Source organism: Novosphingobium umbonatum (genome assembly GCF_004005905.1).
GTDB lineage: Bacteria > Pseudomonadota > Alphaproteobacteria > Sphingomonadales > Sphingomonadaceae > Novosphingobium > Novosphingobium umbonatum.
On sequence record NZ_SACO01000049.1, the window covers coordinates 1 to 749 of the forward strand.

1 protein-coding gene is annotated in these 749 nt (G+C 55.9%); it reads left to right on the plus strand.

The window, feature by feature from the left end; all coding sequences use genetic code 11:
• A partial coding sequence (locus tag EOE18_RS18215) for a DDE-type integrase/transposase/recombinase (protein WP_127712174.1) occupies positions 1-394 on the plus strand: 394 nt, incomplete at its 5' end.
• Between the last annotated feature and the right edge of the window lie 355 nt (positions 395-749).

Sequence of the window (749 nt, forward strand, 5' to 3'; positions counted from 1 at the left end):
GGGCGAGGTGCTCGAAAGCTACGTTACTAAGAAACGTGACAAAACTGCGGCTTTGGCCTTCCTGAAGAAGGCATTGAAGCGCCACGGCAGGGCGGAGAAGATCGTCACCGACGGGATGCGGTCTTACGCTGCCGCGATGCGCCAGATCGGCAATCTGGATCGCCGCGAAGTGGGCCGCTGGCTCAATAATCGCGCGGAAAATTCACACCTTCCGTTCCGACGACGAGAGCGGGCGATGCAGCGTTTCCGGCGTATGAAGTCGCTACAGAAATTCGCCTCAGTCCACGCTTCGTTTCATAACCACTTCTCTCAGGAACGCCATCTCGTCGATCGCCAGACTTACAAGCTTCGCCGCTCGGCCGCATTGGTCGAGTGGCAGTCGCTCGTGGCATAAGGCTACGCGGTTTTGGGGCATCTGTGCGAAACGGAGACTTGTAGCGATTAGACTGACAGCACCCCTAGCTGCCTTGCCGTGTTTAACCGCCGCATCTGCATTGCGTAGGGTTGGGGCGACAATCTTTGGGCTGGTTGCCGTGCCGGCGAAGGGGGACTTCGGGATCGAATCGTCGCCGAAGGTGCTTTGCATTTTGATTGGGGTATGATTTTTTGCGGTGTGGAATGTTAGATATCCACAGTCACGAGAGTGGTACACCGTCGATATCCTGCCCCCGCAACCATGGCTGTTGAGCCTTGGTTTAGGTTGGGATGTATTTTTTGCGAGGAATGGAGTTGACCGAATCGATGTAGGT